This is a genomic window from Curtobacterium sp. NPDC086286 (genome assembly GCF_044746255.1).
Taxonomy (GTDB): Bacteria; Actinomycetota; Actinomycetes; order Actinomycetales; family Microbacteriaceae; genus Curtobacterium.
Genome location: NZ_JBIVBW010000009.1, coordinates 182,312 through 200,617 on the forward strand (window position 1 = coordinate 182,312; position 18,306 = coordinate 200,617).

17 protein-coding genes are annotated in these 18,306 nt (G+C 72.0%); 9 read left to right on the plus strand and 8 right to left on the minus strand.

Annotation, left to right across the window (positions count from 1 at the left end; genetic code table 11):
- Positions 1-3 precede the first annotated feature (3 nt).
- The 4 genes from ACIPKM_RS16795 to ACIPKM_RS16810 are packed head-to-tail and all read left to right on the plus strand — an operon-like array spanning position 4 to position 4,782.
- Positions 4-1,188: an ROK family protein gene (locus ACIPKM_RS16795; protein WP_083295119.1), complete on the plus strand. Its 1,185-nt coding sequence runs from the start codon at positions 4-6 to the stop codon at positions 1,186-1,188.
- On the plus strand, positions 1,181-2,725 hold the full coding sequence (locus ACIPKM_RS16800) for a M81 family metallopeptidase (protein ID WP_402737154.1): 1,545 nt from the start codon (positions 1,181-1,183) through the stop codon (positions 2,723-2,725). Before ACIPKM_RS16795 ends, ACIPKM_RS16800 begins: the two co-directional genes overlap by 8 nt.
- Positions 2,722-3,465 (plus strand): copper homeostasis protein CutC, encoded by a 744-nt coding sequence (locus ACIPKM_RS16805; protein WP_402737155.1) that lies wholly within the window; start codon positions 2,722-2,724, stop codon positions 3,463-3,465. The genes ACIPKM_RS16800 and ACIPKM_RS16805 overlap by 4 nt, the downstream gene beginning before the upstream one ends.
- Before the next feature lie 51 nt (positions 3,466-3,516).
- A complete protein-coding gene (locus tag ACIPKM_RS16810; RefSeq protein WP_261646050.1) occupies positions 3,517-4,782 on the plus strand; it encodes an MFS transporter in 1,266 nt (421 codons plus the stop codon).
- A 27-nt stretch (positions 4,783-4,809) separates the two neighbouring features.
- Here ACIPKM_RS16810 and aztA read toward each other — a convergent pair whose 3' ends face one another.
- Entirely contained in the window at positions 4,810-5,436 is a 627-nt protein-coding gene (gene aztA, locus ACIPKM_RS16815) for a zinc ABC transporter ATP-binding protein AztA (protein ID WP_071296458.1), read from the minus strand.
- Positions 5,437-5,486: 50 nt separating this feature from the next.
- On the opposite strand from aztA, the gene aztB reads away from it, so the two are divergent.
- Genes aztB through aztD form a run of 4 tightly spaced genes read left to right on the plus strand, consistent with a single transcriptional unit; the run spans position 5,487 to position 9,656 of the window.
- Positions 5,487-6,365: a zinc ABC transporter permease AztB gene (aztB, locus tag ACIPKM_RS16820; RefSeq protein ID WP_071296459.1), complete on the plus strand. Its 879-nt coding sequence runs from the start codon at positions 5,487-5,489 to the stop codon at positions 6,363-6,365.
- Positions 6,362-7,534, plus strand: coding sequence for a hypothetical protein (locus ACIPKM_RS16825; protein ID WP_071296460.1), 1,173 nt, complete (start codon positions 6,362-6,364; stop codon positions 7,532-7,534). The genes aztB and ACIPKM_RS16825 overlap by 4 nt, the downstream gene beginning before the upstream one ends.
- Positions 7,531-8,445: a metal ABC transporter substrate-binding protein gene (locus ACIPKM_RS16830; RefSeq protein ID WP_083403496.1), complete on the plus strand. Its 915-nt coding sequence runs from the start codon at positions 7,531-7,533 to the stop codon at positions 8,443-8,445. Before ACIPKM_RS16825 ends, ACIPKM_RS16830 begins: the two co-directional genes overlap by 4 nt.
- 26 nt (positions 8,446-8,471) lie before the next feature.
- Positions 8,472-9,656, plus strand: a complete 1,185-nt coding sequence (aztD, locus tag ACIPKM_RS16835) for a zinc metallochaperone AztD (RefSeq protein WP_402737156.1) — start codon at positions 8,472-8,474, stop codon at positions 9,654-9,656.
- A gap of 78 nt (positions 9,657-9,734) precedes the next feature.
- On the opposite strand, the gene ACIPKM_RS16840 is transcribed toward aztD, so the two are convergent.
- The 3 genes from ACIPKM_RS16840 to ACIPKM_RS16850 form a co-directional block, all read right to left on the minus strand.
- Positions 9,735-10,589: a LamG domain-containing protein gene (locus tag ACIPKM_RS16840; protein WP_071296462.1), complete on the minus strand. Its 855-nt coding sequence runs from the start codon at positions 10,587-10,589 to the stop codon at positions 9,735-9,737.
- Complete coding sequence (locus ACIPKM_RS16845; RefSeq protein WP_071296463.1) at positions 10,586-11,467, minus strand: S26 family signal peptidase; 882 nt, start codon at positions 11,465-11,467, stop codon at positions 10,586-10,588. Before ACIPKM_RS16845 ends, ACIPKM_RS16840 begins: the two co-directional genes overlap by 4 nt.
- A 126-nt stretch (positions 11,468-11,593) precedes the next feature.
- Positions 11,594-12,247 (minus strand): hypothetical protein, encoded by a 654-nt coding sequence (locus ACIPKM_RS16850; RefSeq protein ID WP_071296464.1) that lies wholly within the window; start codon positions 12,245-12,247, stop codon positions 11,594-11,596.
- Positions 12,248-12,407: 160 nt separating this feature from the next.
- Between ACIPKM_RS16850 and ACIPKM_RS16855 the strand changes: the two genes are divergently transcribed.
- Positions 12,408-12,863 (plus strand): MarR family winged helix-turn-helix transcriptional regulator, encoded by a 456-nt coding sequence (locus ACIPKM_RS16855; RefSeq protein ID WP_402716354.1) that lies wholly within the window; start codon positions 12,408-12,410, stop codon positions 12,861-12,863.
- A gap of 86 nt (positions 12,864-12,949) precedes the next feature.
- On the opposite strand, the gene ACIPKM_RS16860 is transcribed toward ACIPKM_RS16855, so the two are convergent.
- The 4 genes from ACIPKM_RS16860 to ACIPKM_RS16875 form a co-directional block, all read right to left on the minus strand.
- On the minus strand, positions 12,950-14,287 hold the full coding sequence (locus tag ACIPKM_RS16860) for an ABC transporter substrate-binding protein (protein ID WP_402737157.1): 1,338 nt from the start codon (positions 14,285-14,287) through the stop codon (positions 12,950-12,952).
- A 95-nt stretch (positions 14,288-14,382) separates the two neighbouring features.
- Positions 14,383-15,333, minus strand: a complete 951-nt coding sequence (locus ACIPKM_RS16865; protein WP_229085845.1) for a carbohydrate ABC transporter permease — start codon at positions 15,331-15,333, stop codon at positions 14,383-14,385.
- Positions 15,330-16,244, minus strand: coding sequence for a carbohydrate ABC transporter permease (locus ACIPKM_RS16870; RefSeq protein ID WP_070417295.1), 915 nt, complete (start codon positions 16,242-16,244; stop codon positions 15,330-15,332). Before ACIPKM_RS16870 ends, ACIPKM_RS16865 begins: the two co-directional genes overlap by 4 nt.
- The gene (locus tag ACIPKM_RS16875; protein WP_402737158.1) at positions 16,241-18,274 is read right to left on the minus strand and encodes a beta-galactosidase; all 2,034 of its coding nucleotides are present in this window, start codon (positions 18,272-18,274) and stop codon (positions 16,241-16,243) included. Before ACIPKM_RS16875 ends, ACIPKM_RS16870 begins: the two co-directional genes overlap by 4 nt.
- Positions 18,275-18,306: the final 32 nt, after the last annotated feature.

Here is an 18,306-nt window from a genome sequence, read left to right on the forward strand (position 1 = left end):
GTCGTGCCGGACCTCAGCGCCCGCGTCCTGGAGCTCGTCGCGTCCGGGCAGGCCTCCAGTCGGACGGAGATCGCCGCGCTGCTCGGCGCCGCCCCCTCGACCGTGTCCCACGTGGTCGCGCAGCTCCTGTCGCACGGGCTGCTCGCCGAGGAGGGCACCGACGTCTCGACCGGCGGCCGCCCCCGCAAGGTGCTCCGCATCGGCGGCGTCGACGAGTACGCGGTCGCCGCGGACGTCGGCGGCGGGCACGCGCGCATCGGCATCGTCCTGCCAGGAGGCGCGCTCGAGTCCGTCGCGAACGTCCCGTTCGCGCTCTCCGACGGCCCGACCGCGGGACTCCAGCGGCTGGCGGCCCTGCTCGAGCGGCTCGCCGACGAGCGCGGTCGCGACGGGCTGCGGGGCGTCGGCCTCAGTCTGCCGGGGCCGGTCGACGTCGAGGCCGGCGTGGTCGACCTGCCGAGCCGGATGCCGGGGTGGAACGGGTTCCCGGTGGCGTCGTGGCTGACCGAGCGGTTCGGGTTGCCGGCGGTCGTCGACAACGACGCGAACTGCATGGCGGCGGGCGAGCAGACCGTGCAGGACCCGGGCCGGCGGCAGACCATCACGATCAAGGCCGGTTCGGCGATCGGGGCCGGGATCGTCATCGACGGTCGGCTGTACCGCGGGGCGACGGGCTCGGCCGGGGACATCACGCACGTCCGGATCGACGCCGCCGGGGACACCCCGTGCTCGTGCGGGAACACCGGGTGCCTCGAGACCGTCGCGTCCGGAGCCGCTCTGGTGCGGATCCTGTCGGACGCCGGGGTCGACGTCTCCTCGACCGCCGACGTGGTCCGCCTGGCCTCGGACGCCCACCCCGAGGCGACCCGGGCCGTGCGGCTCGCGGGCCGGTACCTCGGCGAGGTGCTCGCCGCGAACGTCAACTTCTTCAACCCGGACGCCGTGTACCTCGGCGGCATCCTCTCCACCCTCGACCCGTTCATCGCCGCCGTGCGGAGCCAGCTGTACGAGAGCTGCCACCCGCTCATGACGCAGCACCTCGTCATCGAGCCGGTCTCGCTCGGCGCGGACGCGGGGCTCGTCGGGGCCGGTCAGTTCGCCCTGCAGCGAGGTCTCGCCGCGTCGCTCGAGGAACTGTCCGCGCCCATCCCCCAGTCCACCACCAGGAACAGGAACGTCCGTGTCTGAGCCCGTGTCCACCGCACCCGCCACCCACCGCCCGGTCATCGCGATCGCCGGTCTCGCCATCGAGACCTCGACGTTCACGCCGACGCGCACCCACGCACCGGCGTTCCACCCGGACCGCGGGGACGAGGTCGTGGCCCGCTACGACTTCCTCGGGCCGCTGTCGGCGCACGCCGACTTCCGCGGGGCGCTCATCGGGCACGCGCTGCCGGGCGGGATCGTGGACCGTGACTCGTACGAGTCGCTCGCGGCGGAGATCGTCTCGCGGCTGGAAGCGATCGTCGAGGCCGAGCACGTCGACGGGCTCTGGTACGACATCCACGGCGCGATGGTGGTCGAGGGCCTGGACGACGCCGAGGCCGACCTGCTCGGCCGCATCCGCGCGGTGATCGGTCCCGATGTCATCGTGTCGGCGTCGATGGACCTGCACGGCAACGTCACGGCGGAGCTCGCGCACCAGGTGGACCTCGTCACCTGCTACCGGATGGCCCCGCACGAGGACGCCCTCGAGACGAAGGAGCGCGCCGTCCGGAACCTGGTCGACGTGCTCACCACCCGACCGGTCGGGCAGCAGCGCCCGGTGAAGGCCTGGGTGCCGATCCCCGTGCTCCTGCCCGGCGAGCAGACCTCGACGCGCCTCGAGCCCGCGGCGTCGCTGTACGCGCAGGTGCCGCTCGTCGAACAGACCGAGGGCGTGCTCGACGCGGCGATCTGGGTCGGTTACGCCTGGGCGGACCAGCCCCGCGACCGCGCGGTCACCGTGGTCACGGGCTGGGACGCCGACGCCGTCGCCGCGGGTGCCGAACGACTCGCGCGGGCCTTCTGGGACGTGCGTGAGGACTTCGTGTTCGTCGCACCGACCGGCACGTTCGACGAGTGTCTCGCCGCTGCGCTCGCACCGGGCGCCGCGAGGCCGTTCTTCGTGTCCGACTCCGGCGACAACCCGACCGCCGGCGGCTCGGGCGACATGACGTGGGGGCTCACGCAGGTGCTGGCGAACCCGGCCTTCGCGGAGCCCGACGGCCCGACGGTGATCTACGCGAGCGTTCCCGGCCCCGCGGCCGTCGCGGCGGCGGTGGAGGCCGGCGTCGGCGCGACGGTCACCGTGACGGCGGGGGCGTCGGTCGACGCCGTCCACGCCGGGCCGATCACGATGACCGGCCGCGTGCACGCGATCAAGCACGGTGACCGCGACGCCGAGACCGAGGTGGTGCTGCAGGTCGGCAGTGTGTTCGCGATCCTGACGAAGCTCCGCAAGCCGTACCACCACGAGCACGACTTCACCGACCTCGACCTCGCCCCGCGGGACGCCGACGTGGTGATCGTGAAGATCGGGTACCTCGAGCCGGAGCTCTTCGACATGGCTGCCGACTGGATGCTCGCGCTGACGCCGGGCGGGGTCGACCAGGACCTCGAGCGGCTCGGGCACCACAGGATCGTCCGGCCGATGTTCCCCTACGATCGATTGTTCCCGTCAGCGCCGGACCTCGGCGCCCGGATCATCCCGCCGTCGAACGAACCGCTCGGAGCCATCGCGTGACCACCGCCGCCCCCGTCGCCCTCGAGATCGCCGTCACCTCACCCGCCGGCGCGATCGTCGCACGGGACGGCGGCGCCGACCGTGTCGAGCTCTGCGTCGGGCTCGAGCTCGGTGGCCTCACGCCGTCCCAGGCGCTCGTCGAGACGACCCACGAGACCGGCATCCCCGCGCACGCCCTCGTCCGCTGCCGTCCCGGCGGCTTCGTGCACACCCCCGACGAGGTCGAGCTCATGGTGCGCGAGGTCCGCACGGTCCTGCGCTCCGGGGCAGCGGGCGTCGTGGTCGGTGCCCTGCGTCCGGACGGCACGCTCGACGAGGACGCCCTCCGGCGCTTCGTCGACGCCGCACGCTCGGTCAGCGCGACCGCCGAGGTCACCCTGCACCGGGCGATCGACCACGCGGCGGACCCCGTCGCCGCCGCGGCCACCCTCGCCGACCTCGGGTTCACCCGGGTGCTGACCTCGGGGGCCGCGCCCACCGCGGTGGCCGGTGCCGCGACCATCACGCGCATGGTCGACGCCGCGGGGCCCGTGCAGGTCATGGCGGGCGCCGGTGTCACCCCGGCCGACGTCCGCGCCCTGGTCGCGACGGGAGCCGCCGCCGTGCACCTCTCGGCGAAGCGACCCGCCGCCGACAGCGCCCACGCGGGCGTGCCGATGGGCGGCGCGGACGACGGTTCGGCGCACTTCGTCACCGACGCCGAGGTGGTCGCCGCCGCGCGCCGGGCCCTCGACGTCTGACCCGACCCGTCACGCGGGAATGGACCGCGCGGGCGCGTGCTTGACGCCCGCATGACCTCGTCAGCAACGCGCCGTGGGTGGCTCAGCGTCGCATCCGTCGCACTCGGATCGTTCGTCCTCGTCCTGTCCGAGTTCCTCCCGATCGGCCTGCTGCCGGCCATCGCCGCCGACCTCGACGTCGGTGTCGGCACCGCGGGGCTCATGGTCGTCGCGACCGGCCTCGTCGGAGCGGTCGCCGCACCGGTCGTCACCGTGTGGACGTCCGCGCTCGACCGCCGGGTCGTCCTGGTCGGCCTGACGGTGCTGCTCGTCGTCGCGGACGCGCTCGCAGCGGTGGCGCCCTCGTTCTGGGTGCTGCTCGTGGCCCGGATGCTCCTCGGCGTCGGCATCGGCGGGTTCTGGGCGATCGGCGCCGGGATCGCCGGACGCCTCGTCCGCCCCGAGTCCGTGATCCGCGCGACGTCCCTGATCACCGCCGGGGTCTCGGTCGCGACCGTCGTCAGCCTGCCCCTCGGCGCACTCGTGTCGTCCCTCGCCACGTGGCGGCTGGCGTTCGTGATCGGCGGCGTGCTCGGGCTCGTCGCGCTCGGCCTGCAGCTCGCGATGCTCCCGCGGATCCCCGCCCAGCAGCGCGTCCGGTTCGGCACGCTCGGGTCGCTGCTCGGTGTGCGCAGGGCCCGGGTCGGCCTGATCGGTGCCGCGTTCCTCTTCACCGCGCAGTTCGCCGCCTACACCTACATCGCGCCGTACCTGCAGGACCTCGTCGGGGTCGGCGCGGACACCGTGACGATCGCGCTGCTGGTCTTCGGCATCGCGGGCATCGTCGGGAACTTCGTCGCCGGGTTCACGCTCGGCCGGAGCGTCCTCGGCACGATCGGCTCCGCGAAGTTCGTCCTCGCCGGCGCGGTCGTCCTGCTCCCGCTGCTCGCACACTCGGTCGTCGGGGTGTTCGTCCTGCTGGTCGTGTGGGGCCTCGTGTGGGGAGCACTGCCGCTCGGCATGCAGACCTGGATGTCCACGTCGTCGCCCGCGGGGTCGGAGACCGGGCTCGCGTTGTTCGTGACGACGATCCAGCTGGCGATCGCGGCCGGGTCGGTGCTCGGCGGCGCCGCGGTGTCGTCCTTCGGGTTGGCCGTCGACTTCTGGCTCGCCGGCGGGGTCGCGGTCGTCGGGGCGATCGTGCTCGTGACGCTGGGTGCGCGCCGCTCGAGCGCCGCCCCGGCGCAGGTCACCGCTCCCGCGGTCCCCGATCCGGCAGGTGCCACCGCTCCGGCGGAGACGACCGCGACCGGTTCCGTCGCCGTCGCCTGCCCCTGATGGTCCCGACGGACGGCGCCGCCACGGTCAGCCGAGCCGGACGACCCGGTCCGCTCCGGCGATGACCGTCGGGTCGTGCGTGGCGTGCACGACCACGACCCCGGACGCTGCCTCGTCGGCGAGCGCGCGGACCACGAGGCGACCCGACTCGGCGTCCACCCCGGCCGTGGGCTCGTCGACGAGGAGCACCCCCGCCCGCTGCGCGAGTCCGAGCGCGACGAGGGTCCGCTGACGCTGCCCACCGGACAGCTCGTCGAGCGGCCGGTCCGACAGGGAAGCGATCCCCATCCGGTCGAGCTGCTCGTCGACCACGTCGCGGTCGGCACGCACGAGCGGTCGCCACCACGGACGGCCGGACCACCGGCCCATGCGGACCGTGGCACGGACGGTGAGCGGGAGCGCGCTCGGCGGAACCGACTGGGTCACGTAGGCGACGCCGACGGAGGTGCGGCGCGTCACCGCGCCGGCATCCGGCGTCACGACCCCGGCGAGCGCGTCGAGCAGCGTCGACTTTCCGGAGCCGTTCGGCCCGGTCAGCGCTGTGACCGAACCGGCGGGGAAGGTCGCATCGACCCCGTCGAGGACGGTCCGGTCGCCGCGTCGGACGACGAGTCCGGCGACGTCGAGGGTGGCAGCGTCGGTCGTCGTGGGCACCTGAGGACACTATCAGTATCGATAGTCATTTTCATGTAGCGTCTCCGACCGTGACCTGGCTGACCGATCCCCTCTCCGTCGACTTCATGGTCCGTGCCCTCGTGGGCGGCGGACTGGCGGCGGTGCTCTGCGCGGTCGTCGGCACGTGGGTCCTCGTCCGCGGCATGGCCTTCCTCGGCGAAGCGCTGTCGCACGGCATGCTCCCCGGCGTCGCGATCGCCTCGCTGACCGGGTTCCCCGTCGCGCTGGGCGCCGCCGCCAGCGCCGCGGTGATGGTGCTCGGGGTCGGCGCACTCCGCCGTCGGGCCCGGCTCTCGTACGACACGTCGATCGGGCTCCTGTTCGTCGGCATGCTCGCTCTCGGGGTGATCATCGTCTCCTCCTCGAGGTCCTTCGCGACCGACGTCACCGCGATCCTGTTCGGTGACGTCCTCGCCGTCACCCGTGCGGATCTCACCGGCCTGACGATCGCCGTCGCGGTGGCGCTCGGGACCGCGGTGTTCTTCCACCGTCCGTTCACGGCAGCGGCGTTCGACGTCCGGAAGGCCGCGACCCTCGGCCTCCGCCCACGGGCCGCCGAGATCGTGCTGGTCGGGCTCGTCACGCTCGCGGTCGTCGCCTCGTACCGGGCGGTGGGCACGCTGCTCGTCGTCGGACTGCTCCTCGCCCCGGCAGCCGCCGCCCGTGCGTGGACCCGGCACGTCGGCTCGACGATGGTGCTCGCCGCCGGGATCGGCATCGCGGCCGTCCTCGTCGGGCTGCTCGTCTCGTGGCACCTCGGCACCGCCGCGGGAGCGAGCATCGCCGCCGTCGCCGTCGCCGGGGTCGGCCTCTCGCGCACGGCCGCGTCGCTCAGCACCCGGGTCCGCGACCGGACCCCCGGGACAGAACCACCGACAGCAGTACCAGCACCTCGAGAGGCAGCATGACCCACTCCACCCGGCGCGCTCCCACGCGCACCCTGCTCACCACGAGCCTCGTCGTCGGACTCACCGTCGCGACGACGGGCTGCTCGTCGGGCACGGCCCCCGGCGACCCCAGCGCGACCGCCCGGCCACACGGCTTCGTCGAGGGGGCGAGCGAATCCCGGGAACCGCAGCTGCGCCTCCTGGCCGTCTCCGGGACGGGCGAGACCGCGCTGCACGACCTGCTCAGCAGCGAGACGACGGCGCTCGACGACGTCGACGTGCCCACGTACTCCGCCACCGACGGCCGGTTCCTCGTGACGAGCTCCGACAGCCGCACCACGATCGTGGACGGCGGCGCCTGGACGGTCGACCACGGCGACCACACCCACTACTACGCGGCGGAGCCGCGGGTCGTCGGCACGATGGCGGGGGGCGGTCCGGTCGAGGTGCACTCCTCCGAGACGACCACGACGATCACCTGGCCGGAGCGGGACGAGGCGGTCGTCCTCGACCGGGCCGCGCTCGGCCAGGGGACCGTCGAGGAACGGACCCGGATCGACGCACGGGTCCTGCTCCCCGACGGAGACCGCCTCGTCGCCGCGACCGACGACGTCGTCCGGGTACTCGACGCCGACGGCTCGCCGACCGGCACCGAGGCGGCGTGCACCGACCCGGCCGGAGGCATCGTCACCCGGGCCGGCTCGGTCGTCGGCTGTTCCGACGGCGCGGTGGTCGTGGACGACGACGGCGCGACGGCGGTGCCGTTGCCCGACGGCGCCGAACGGCCGACCTCGTTCGCCGCCCGCGCCGGACGACCGACGGTCGCGGGCCTGGCCGGTGACGCCGGCTTCTGGCTGCTCGACAGCCGCGAACACTCGTGGCGCCTGGTGCCGACCGAGCGCCCGCTCCGCGCCGTCGCCGCGGTCGACGACGCCGACGAGCACGTGATCGGCGTCGACGACACCGGGCGGGTGGTGGTGCACACGCTCGCCACCGGAGCGATCGTCGCGACCGACCCGCTCGTCGCCGACGACGCCCCGCCCCTGCTGCAGCTCGACGCGAACCGCGCCTACCTGGCCGACCGCGGGACGGGGACCGTGCACGAGATCGACTTCGCCGACGGCGCGCGGGTCGCCCGGACCATCGACCTCGGCGTGGCCCCGGCCGCGTTCGCGGAGGTCGGACTGTGACGCGGGCACGCACACGGGCCGTCGTCGTCACGGTCCTCGCCGTCGTGGGTGTCGCGTTCGGCGCGAGCGGGTGCACCGCTGCTCCCGGGCAGGACCGGCCACTCGTCGCCGTCACCACGAACATCCTCGGCGACGTCGTCTCGGAGGTCGTCGGCGACGCGGCCGAGGTGATGGTGCTCATGCCCGCCGGAGCGGACCCGCACTCGTTCGAGGTCTCCGCGCAGGAGGCCGCGCGACTCCGCACCGCCGACCTCGTGGTGGAGAACGGGCTGGGCCTCGAGGAGGGCGTGTCCCGGCACGTCCGGGCCGCGGCCGACGACGGCGTCCCGGCCTTCACCGCCGGCGACGCGGTCGACGCCCTGGAGTGGACGACCGAGGACGACAGCGGCCCGGACCCGCACATCTGGACCGACCCCGCACGGATGGTCGACGTCGTCGAGGCGCTCGACGACGACCTCCGCGACGTGGGCGTCCGGGCGACGGGCACCGCGGACTACCTCGACGCCCTGCACGCGCTCGACGGGGAGATGGAGCAGGCCTTCGGCGCGCTCAGCCCCGGGCAGCGGGCCCTCGTGACGAACCACCACGTCTTCGGGTACCTCGCCGACCGGTACGGGTTCCGGGTCGTCGGAGCCGTCATCCCGAGCGGGACGACGCTCGCCTCGCCCAGCGCGGCTGACCTGCGGGACCTTGCCGATGCGATCGAGGGCGCGGGCGTCCCGACCGTCTTCGCCGATGCGTCCCAGCCCGCACGCCTGGCGCAGGTGCTGGCCGACGAGGTCGACGTCCACGTCGAGATCCGCTCCCTCGCCACCGAGTCGCTCACGGCCGACGGACCCGCGTCCACCTACCTCGGGATGATGCGGTCGAACACCGAGGCGATCGTCGACGGACTGTCCGTTCGTAATTGAGAATGAGAATCAGTACAGTGATCTGCATGACGACGACCAAGTCCCTGCGCACCGCGGCCCTGCCTGCCGCCCTGCTCAGCGCGGCCGCCCTTGCCCTCACCGGCTGCGCCGCCGACCCCTCCCCCTCCGAGCCGACGAGCACCGCGACCGAGCGCGCCGACGGCACCCGGATCACGCTCACGTACGACGGCGGCCTCCTCGTGCTCGACGACGATCTGCGCGTCCTGACCGACGACGCCGTCGACGGGTTCACCCGCGTCAACCCGGCAGGTGACGGACGGCACGTGCTCGTCACGGTGCCGAGCGGCTTCCGGGTGCTCGACACCGCGGCCGATCCGGCCCTCACCGACGCGGTCTTCCCCGCCGACACCGGGGGCCACGCGGTCGTCCACGGCGACCGGACGGCGCTCTTCGCCGACGGCACCGGCCAGGTGACGACGTTCGACAACACCGAGCTCGACGGCGCCGAACTGCCCGACACCGAGACGACCGAGTCCGAGGCCGCGCACCACGGCGTCGCGATCGTGCTGGAGGACGGCACGCTGCTCACCACCATCGGCGACGAGGAGTCCCGCAGCGGGGTCCGTGCGCTGGACGCGGACGGGAACGAGACCACCCGCTCCGAGGAGTGCCCGAACGTGCACGGCGAGGGCGCGGTCCAGGGCGACGTCGCGGTCTTCGGGTGCACCGACGGGGCACTCGTGTACGACGACGGCGCGTTCACGAAGCTCGACGCCCCCACCGAGTACGGCCGGACCGGCAACCTGTTCACGACCGACACGTCCTCGATCGCACTCGGCGACTACAACGACGACCCGGACAGCGAGGGGTACCTCCTCCACCAGATCGCCCTGATCGACGCGGCATCCGGTTCCTACCGGGTCACCGACGTGCCGGACGGCGTCGGCTACACGTTCCGGGACCTCGCCCGTGGTCCCGAGGACGAGGCCGTCGTGCTCGGGGACGACGGCGCGCTGCACACCTTCGACACGACGTCCGGCGAGCTGCTCGACTCCTTCCCGGTGATCGACCCGTGGGAGGGACCGGCCGAGTGGCAGGACGCCCACCCGGCACTGAAGGTCGCCGGCGACGTCGCCTACGTCACCGACCCTGCCGAGCGGCGGGTCCACGCGGTCGACCTCACGACCGGCGAGACCATCGCCTCGAGCGACGTGCTGCCCGGCGTGCCCAACGAGATGGCGATCGCGTAACGACGCGGACCCGACGAACGGACAGGCGGACGGGAGGCGCGGTGCCGGCTGGCACCGCGCCTCCCGTCCGTCGGCGTCTCAGCGACCGGCCGCCGCGTGGTTCGCGACCTGGGTCGCCGACAGGACGGAGCCGTAGACCGCCGCGTACCGCATCGACCCCGTGAAGGCGAAGTTCGACGGCTGCCCGGGCCACCCGGACACGGTGTCGTACCCGATGCGGAAGTAGCCGGTGTAGTTCTCGGGCACGGTGAACGCTGTGTTCGACGCGACGAGTGCGCCGTCCGCGTAGAGGCGCATCCCGGTGCTCGCGGACATCGTCGCCACGACGTGGTGCCACGCGCCGTCCGTGTACGCCTTCGGAGACGTCACCACCTGGGTCGTCCCGTTGTAGGTGCCGAAGACGAGCTGCCCGGCGGTGTTGAGGTAGACCTGGCGGTCGTGCTGCCCGGAGGCGGCGACCTGGTTGCTGCCGAACCCGACGAGCATGCCGCCGGCGACCGTCGTGCGGAACCAGACCTCCTCGCTGAAGGTGGTCGGGTTGGCGTACGACCGCGGGGTCGAGACGAAGCTCGTCGAGCCGTTCAGCGCGTACGAGCTCCCGGCGTCGCGCGGGCAGGCGTTCGGGCTCGGCGTGGTCGCCGTCATCGAGCCCTGGTAGGTGCCGTTCAGGCCCTTGCCGGACCAGTCCGTGGCGGTCGTCGAACCGGAGGCCTCGCCGAGGCGGTAGGCGAAGAGGGCGGTCGAGGTGTCGGCACCGACCGCAGCGTTGCAGGTGAAGTAGGGCGCGGTCGCGGCGCTGTTGCCGGTGTTCGCGACCACGGCGCTGAAGGCGGACCGCGTCGGCGCGAACGCGTTGGCGAGGCCGACGACGGCGACGGCGAGGACCAGGACGAGGGCGACGACGCGACCGTCACGGAGGCGGCGGAGTCTCACGAGGGACGCACCGCCTCGACCCGACCGACGGCCAGGCAGAGCAGGAGCGGGACGAGGCAGGCGACGACGAGGAGCCCCCACCCGACCGGCCCGAGGTCGATGTTCGAGGTGAGCTGGTAGTGCCCGTTCCTCGTGAGCTCGCGGATGACCATGTGCCCGACCTGCCCGTCGACGAGGTGGACGCTCTCGGCACCACGGGCCTCGACCCGGACCGGGAACATGCCGGAGGACACGATGGTGGCCTCGACGCCGCCGTGGGTGGCCGAGTTCGTGATGGTCGTGACGTTGACGAACGGCTTGAGGATGAAGGCCGCGTACGACAGCGTGAGTGCACCGCCGGCGATGCGGAGGCAGGTGCGGGTGACCCGGTCGGTGAACACGCTCGTGAGCGTCCAGATCACCAGCGTGCCGATGAGCAGGAGCGGCGCCGCCCGGAACAGCCACCCGAGGTTCGGGACGAGGAGCACCGGGGAACCGATGACGTTCTCCTGCGTGAGCGTCCACGGGTCGGTCGCGCCGTTGATGTCACCGCGGGTGTGCAGTCCGGCGGCGTCGACGTCGATGATGCGGTGGGTGTAGACGACGCCCGGGTTCGCCGCGGTCTCGAAGGAGACGACGTCGCCGACGCGCAGGGTGGCGACGTCCACGGGCAGGTCGAGGACGAGCGTGCCGACCGGCGCGGCCTCGCCCATCGACGGCGTCTCGACGACGAACCACCGCCCGCCGGCGGACAGGAACAGCACGGCGGCGGTGAGGAGGACGGCGGCGACCGCGGCGACCGTCCAGGCGAGGACCGTCTCGAAGCGGGTGGCGGTGTGGCCGCCGAGGAGCGGGCGGTCGAGCGTGCCGCTGAGCGGGATGGCGGCGGTCTGGCTCATCTGCTGCTCCGGTCGTGTGCGGCTGGGCGGTGGAGGACGGGGTGGGACGGGGTGGGACGGGGTGGGGTGATGGGTGGCGACGCTCGACCGGAGGGGGGGTCGGTCGAGCGTCGCCGGTCGGGGTGGCTAGGCCGTGAAGGTCCAGGTCATCGGCACGGAGGCGGCGAGGCCCTGGTAGGTGTTGCCGGCCGAGGAGTCGAGCGTGACGGCGAAGGTGAACGGCACGGAGGCACCGGCGGCCGGTGCGGCGGGCATCGTGAACGCCGACGCGGCCGCGCCCTTGAAGCTGGCGAGCGTGCCGCTGAACACCGTGGTCGAGCCGGAGGAGATGACGAGGTTCATCTTCGCGCAGAGGTCGGTCGCGGTGCCGTTCACCGATCCGTTGGCCGACTGGGTGCACGTGGCACCCGGGGTCAGGGTGAACGTCGAGGCGTTCGCGGTGCCGGTGTTCTTGATCGAGATCGCGGTCGTGACGGTGTTGCCGGGCGTCATCGTGGTGCTGCCGCCGAACTTGTTGATCGTCGAGCACGTGGCGGAGTTCGTCGAGACCGAGCCGCCGTCGGTGCTCGTGCACGTGACGGTGCCGCCCGCGTTCTGCTCCTGCATCGTGAGCGTGCCGCTGGCGGCGGTGTTGCTGCTGTTGGTGATGCTCGCGGCGAACCCGGAGAGGGTGCCGGTGAGCGAGAGGGAGAGCAGCACGGCGGCGAAGATGCCCGCGAGGAGTGCGACGGGGGCGAATCGGATCCGCTTCAGGGCGGAGGTGCGGAGCTTGTCGGACACGGGAACCTCTTCGGTCGGGCGTTCAGGGAAGTGGAGGAGCAATCGGCTCGGGCTCGTTTGCTTCGATCATCAAGATAGTCAGTCATTCATCAAATTGACCACTCGTATACTGACCCCAGTGCGAGGGACGCCACCGCACCCGACCCGAAGCGAGGAACCCGTGACCCCTGCGCCGCCGACCGACCCGACCGACGCGGCCGACCTCATCGCGGCGTTCGACGCGGTCGTGCGCGCGAACGCGAGCCTCGTCGGACAGCTCAGCGCGCGGGCCGGCGTGCACGAGAACGCCCTGCGCGCCCTGGTGCTCGTGAGCGACACCGGCTACTCCACCCCCACCGAGGTGGCCGGGTACCTCGGGCTGACCTCGGGCGCCGTGACGAACATGATCGACCGCATGACGGCCGCCGACCTGCTCGAGCGCGCGCCGAACCCGAACGACCGCCGCGGTTCGCTGCTGCGACTCCTACCCGAGGGCGAGCGGGTCGTCCGCGAGCACCGGAAGCGGTATGCCCAGGTGCTCGCCGAGGTCGACCGGACGCACGCCGGCGGCCTGCTCGCGGTGCTCACCGACCTCGCGACGGGCCTGTACGGGTCGGCCGGCGAAGCGATGCGCTGACACCGCACCCACCGCACGACGGGAGGCACGGTGCCAGCTGGCACCGTGCCTCCCGTCCGTCGTGGGCGCGCGTCAGGACCCGCGCGTCATCCCTTCACCGGGATCGACTGCGCCTTCAGCGCCGCCACGGTCTTCGACTGCCCCGACTCGAGCGCGTCGAGGAGCGTGCCCTGCCCGGACGCCGCCTGCCCGAAGCCGTCCGATACGTCGGAGTAGGTCTGCGTCATCGTCGGACCCCAGGTGAAGGGCTGGATGTCCTTCGCCGCGGTCGCGAACTCCTCGTAGAGCTTCTGGTTCCCGTAGAACGGCAGCCCCTCGGTCAGCGCCGGCAGCTCAGCGCCGGTCGACGAGGCGGGGTAGAGGTTGGCCTCCTTGTTCAGCGCCGCGAGTGCTTCCTTCGAGGTGTTCAGCCAGACCAGGAACTCCGACGCCTCGGCCGGGTGCTTGCTCCCCGCGAAGACGACGTTCGACGAACCGCCCCAGGCAGCGGACTTCGACTCACCCGCGGTCCACTGCGGCATCGGCGCGACGGCCCACTTGCCGGAGGTCGAGGGCGCACCGCTCGAGATGGTGTTCGCGCCCCAGACGGCCGAGACCCAGGTCCAGTCCTGCCCCTTGTCGTAGGCGCTGTTCCACTGGTCGGTGAAGCTCGGCAGGGTGTTCACGAGCTTCTTGTCGATGAGGTCCTGCCAGTAGTCGGCGACCTTCTTCGACGCGCTGTCGGTCAGGTCCACCGTCCAGTCCGAACCGGAGTTCGAGAACCACTGGCCACCGGCCTGCGACACGAGCCCGGCGAACTGGTTGACGTCGCCCTTGGCGAAGTTGGTGATGTTGCCGCCGAGCGCCTTGATCTTCACGGCGTCCTGGGCGTACTCCTCCCAGGTCTTCGGCACGTCGAGGCCGGCCTTCTCGAAGAGGTCCTTGCGGTAGTACAGGGCCATCGGACCGGAGTCCTGCGGCACGGCGTAGACCGACTTCGACTCACCGAACGTGACCTGGTTCCAGAGGCCGTCCGAGAAGTCCTTCTTCGCGGCGCTGATGCCGGAGCACGCGCCGATGTCCTCGAGGCCGCCCTGCACGCGGAACGCCGGCAGGGTGTCGTACTCGACCTGACCGATGTCCGGCGCCTGCTTCGCCTTGAGCTGGTTGAAGAAGTTCTGGTACGTGCCGCTGTTGCCGTTCGCGACGATGGAGACCTTGACCTGGATGTCCGGGTGCTCCTCGTTCCAGATGTCCACGACCTTGTCCATGTTGGGCACCCAGGTCGTGAAGTCGAGGGTGACCTTGCCGCTGGACGGCTTGCAGCTCGCGGCGGCCGTGTCGGATCCGGAGCCTGCGCCGCTGCCGCCGGTGCTGCAGCCGGCGAGGGCGACGGTCGCGGCGACCGCGACGGCGGCGACGCTGAGGAACTTCGTTGTCTTCATGCTGTTTCCGTTCGGGATGTGAGTGGGGTCGGTGGTGCTGGTCGGGAGGGGCCGGTCGGCCGCGGTCGGGCGGGCCGGTCGGCCGCGGTCTGGCGCTACTTCAGGCCGCCGGCGCCGAGGCCGGACCGCCAGAAGCGCTGCAGGGAGAGGAAGGCGACGAGGAGCGGGATGATCGAGACGAACGACCCGATGAGCACGAGGGTGCGGAGGTCCGGGTACTGGTTCACGCTCGAGTTCCACGTGTAGAGGCCGAGGGTGACGGGGAACAGCGACGAGTCGCGGAGCATCACGAGCGGCAGGAAGAAGTTGTTCCAGATGGCGACGAACTGGAACAGGAAGATCGTCACGAGCGCGGGCGACATGAGCCGGACGGCCACGGTGAAGAACGTGCGGACCTCGCCGGAGCCGTCGATGCGGGCGGCCTCGATGATCTCGTCCGGCACGCTCGACGCCGCGAACAGCCGCGACAGGTACACGCCGAACGGGCTGACGATGCTCGGCAGGAAGACCGACCAGAACGTGTCCGTCAGGTCGACCTGGCTGAAGATGAGGAACAGCGGCAGGGCCAGCGCGGTCGCCGGCACGAGGACGCCGCCGAGGAACACGTTGAAGAGGGCCTCGCGTCCGCGGAACCGGTACTTCGCCAGCGCGTAGCCGCACATCGCCGACAGGACGGTGCCGATGAGTCCGGCGACACCGGCGTAGGCGATGCTGTTGAGCATCCAGCGCACGTACACGCCGTCCTGCCGGGTGAACAGCTCGCCCAGGTTCGCGACGAAGTCCTGCACCGACGAGGCACTGAACCACAGCGAGAACGTCGTGTTGAAGTTCGCGGTCGTCTTGGTCGACGACACGAACAGCCAGAAGATCGGCAGCAGGAAGTAGATCGTGAAGACGCCCATCACGAGCATCGCGGCGCTGCGCGAGATGACGCTCTCGCGCGGTCCGCGCGCTCCGTGCTGCAGGGGCCTGGAGGCGCGGTTCGGCTCGAGCGGTCGGCCGGCGGTCCGCACGGCGTCGCGTCGGCTCGGTGCGTTGACGGTCACTGGTCAGCCTTCCGCTGGGTCAGTCGGAGGAACCCGATCGACAGGACGAAGGTCGCGACCGCGAGGACGACGGAGAACGCGGCGGCGAGGTTGAAGTTGGGCACCGACGAGGTCGAGTAGACGAGCATGTTCGGCGTGAAGGTCGACGAGATCGTCGAGGTGAACTGGCGGAACACGGTCGGTTCGGTGAGCAGCTGCAGGGTGCCGATGACGGAGAAGACCGCGGTGAGCACGATCGCCGGCACCACCATCGGGATCTTGATCGACCAGGCGATCCGGAACTGCGACGCCCCGTCGAGCTTGGCCGCCTCGTAGATCTCGGTCGGGATCGCCAGGAGCGACGAGTAGATGATGAGCATGTTGTAGCCGACGTAGACCCAGGTCACGACGTTCGCGACGGCCCAGAGGACGGTGCCGGAGCCGAGCAGGTCGACCTTCGACGTGACGGCGGAGAACGGCGAGAGGTTCGGCGCGTAGAGGTAGCCCCACATGATCGCGGCGATGACGCCGGGCACCGCGTACGGCGCGAAGAACGCCAGGCGGAAGAACCGCTTGCCGCGCAGCAGGGGCGAGTCGAGCAGGAGCGCGAACACCAGTGCCAGGGCGAGCATCACCGGCACCTGCACGACACCGAAGAGCAGCACGCGGAGGATCGAGCCCCAGAACTCGCTGTTCTGGAACACGAGCACGTACTGGCTCAGTCCACCGAACACCTGCGTCGGCGCACCGAAGGTCCCCTGGCGCTCGATCTTCTGCAGCGACTGCCACACGGCGTAGAGGATCGGGACGAGGTAGAACGCGGTGAAGAGCACGGCGAACGGCGTGACGAAGACGGCGATCGCGCGGCGGTACCGGAAGCCCCCGCCGCGTCGACGTCGGGCGACCCGGGGTCGCTGGGCTGTGGTGGTCATGGGCGCTTCCTGTCCGTGCGGATGATCTGGGTGCCACCGGGGGCGATGGTCGTGGTGCCGGTCCGGGGTCGGTCGGCGACGAGGTCGTGGCCCGTCACGTGGTGCTCGACGGGCTGGTCGGTGTGGTTGAGCAGGAACACCCACTCGTGCTGGTCGTCGCGGCGTCGGACGACCTCGAGGCCGGGCTGCGCGGTGGGGTCCGGTGCGACGCCGGCCTCGGCGAGGACGTCACCGAGCAGGCCGCGGAGCGTGTCGGCGGCGAGGACGGTGGAGACGTACCAGGCGGCTCCGGCACCGTGCGCGTTGCGCGTGACCGCGGGCGAGCCGGCGAGCTGGCCGGCGGCGTAGTCGAGCACGCTCGTCGCGCCGCGGAGCTCGACGGGTTCGCTCCAGACGGTGCCGGTGGAGCCGTCGGACAGGGCGACGTGCGCGTCGGCGGCGAGCGGCAGGAACTCGTCGACCCGCACGCCGAGCACGTCACGGAAGGCACCGGGGTACCCGCCGGTCCGCACGCGGTCACGCTCGTCGACGATCCCGCTGAAGAACGTGACGACCGCCCGGCCCCCGGCGGCGACGTGGTCGACGATGACCGCGGCGTGCTCGTCGCGCACCAGGTAGAGCTCGGGGACGAGCACGACGGCGTAGCCGTCGAGCGGCGCACCCGGCGCCACGACGTCCACCGTCACGCCGAGGTCCCACAGCGCGCCGTGGAACGCGTGGACCTGTTCCAGGTAGCGGAGCGCGGTGGTGGGGTGCGCCTCCAGGTCGGCCGCCCACTGGTTCTCCCAGCTGAAGACGAGCGCGACGTCCGCGACGACGCGGGAACCGCGCAGTTCGCCGAGCCGCTCGACGAGGTCGCCGAGCTCGACGACGTCACGCCAGCCGCGGGAGTCGGTCCCGGCGTGCGGGAGCAGCGCGGAGTGGAACTTCTCGCTGCCCTGGACGGACGCGCGCCACTGGAAGAAGCAGACCCCGTCGGCACCGCGGGCGATGTGCGCCACGGTGTTCCGGAGCATTTCCCCGGGTGCCTTGGCGACGTTGTGCGGCTGCCAGTTCACCGCTCCCGTCGAGTGCTCCATGAGCAGCCAGGGCGCCCCGCCCGCGAGCCCGCGCGTGGTGTCGGCGGCGAAGGAGAGCTCGACGTGCGGTCGGGGCAGACGGTGGTCGAGGTAGTGGTCGTTCGCGATGACGTCCATGTCGGCCGTCCACGACCAGTAGTCGAGCGCGGTGATGTGCGCCGCGACCATGAAGTTCGTCGTCACCGGCTTGTCACTCAGACTGCGGAGCACCTCGGCCTCGGCGCGGTGGTGGGCGAGCAGCTCGTCGGACGAGAACCGGTCGAAGTCGAGCGTCTGGCCGGGGTTCGTGAAGGACAGGGTCGCCCGGGGCGGCAGGACCTGCTCCCACGCGGAGTAGCGCTGGCTCCAGAACGCGGTACCCCACGCGGCGTTGAGCTCGTCGACCGTGCCGTACCGGGCGCGGAGCCACGTGCGGAACGCCTCGGCCGAGACGTCGCAGTAGCAGTGCGCGTTGTGGCAGCCGAGCTCGTTCGAGACGTGCCAGAGCTTGACCGCGGGGTGGTCGCCGTAGCGCTCGGCGGTGGCGCGGACCAGGGCGAGGGCGTGCTCGCGGTACACCGGCGAGCTCGGGCAGAACGCCTGGCGTCCACCTGGCCAGCGGGTGGTGCCGTCGGCGACGACCGGCAGGACCTCGGGGTGGGCGGTGGTGAGCCACGGCGGGGTGGAGGCCGTCCCGGTGCCGAGGTCGACCCCGATGCCGGCGCCGTGCAGGAGCTCGATGACCCGGTCGAGCGCGGCGAAGTCGTACTCGCCCCGGCGCGGCTCGACGTGCGACCAGCCGAAGACGTTGATCGCGACGAGGTTCACGCCGGCCTCGCGCATGAGCCGGACGTCCTCGACCCAGACCTCGGGGTCCCACTGCTCGGGGTTGTAGTCGCACCCGAACGCCAAGCCGGTCGAGCCGAGCCCGAGCGCGCCGGTGGCGGCCGTCGGCAGGGTGGTGGTGGTCACGTCGGGTCCTCGCTGATCGGGGCGGCGCTGCA

Coding starts and splice junctions, on each gene's coding strand:
- ACIPKM_RS16810 (WP_261646050.1), top strand. CDS start 3,517: ATGACCTCGTCAGCAACGCGCCGTGGGTGGCTCAGCGTCGCATCCGTC.
- ACIPKM_RS16825 (WP_071296460.1), top strand. CDS start 6,362: ATGACCCACTCCACCCGGCGCGCTCCCACGCGCACCCTGCTCACCACG.
- aztD (WP_402737156.1), top strand. CDS start 8,472: ATGACGACGACCAAGTCCCTGCGCACCGCGGCCCTGCCTGCCGCCCTG.
- ACIPKM_RS16845 (WP_071296463.1), bottom strand. CDS start 11,467: ATGAGCCAGACCGCCGCCATCCCGCTCAGCGGCACGCTCGACCGCCCG.
- ACIPKM_RS16860 (WP_402737157.1), bottom strand. CDS start 14,287: ATGAAGACAACGAAGTTCCTCAGCGTCGCCGCCGTCGCGGTCGCCGCG.
- ACIPKM_RS16870 (WP_070417295.1), bottom strand. CDS start 16,244: ATGACCACCACAGCCCAGCGACCCCGGGTCGCCCGACGTCGACGCGGC.